The organism is Clavibacter lycopersici (genome assembly GCF_003576405.1).
In the GTDB taxonomy this organism is placed as follows: domain Bacteria; phylum Actinomycetota; class Actinomycetes; order Actinomycetales; family Microbacteriaceae; genus Clavibacter; species Clavibacter lycopersici.
The window spans coordinates 1-333 of record NZ_QWGT01000587.1; the positions used below are offsets into that span (position 1 = coordinate 1).

A 333-nucleotide genomic window follows, 5' to 3' on the forward strand; every position below is an offset into this window, starting at 1 on the left:
CGCGTTCGGGGCGATGAAGAGGCCGTTGCCGATGCCCGCGAGCAGCAGCGGGACGAGGAGCATCCAGCTGTTCAGGTCCGCGGCCGCCGTGTGGAGCAGCACGAGCCACAGCCAGATCAGTCCGACGCTCACGAGCGCGGCGCCGATGACGAGCACGGTGCGGCCGAGGCGGTTCGTGAGGCGGTTGCTCTGCGAGGAGCCGACGATGCTGCCGATCGCGAACGGGATCGAGACGAGGCCGGACTCGAGCGCCGAGTTGCCGAGGCCCGACTGCCAGAGGATCGAGATGGTGAAGAAGATGCTCGTGAAGGCCGCGAAGTAGACCATCGCGAG

Annotated in this window: 1 pseudogene; it reads right to left on the reverse strand. The window is 67.9% G+C overall.

Annotated features, from left to right (window positions below):
- A pseudogene (locus tag DZG00_RS16660) lies at positions 1 to 333 on the reverse strand (MFS transporter); the annotation flags it as partial.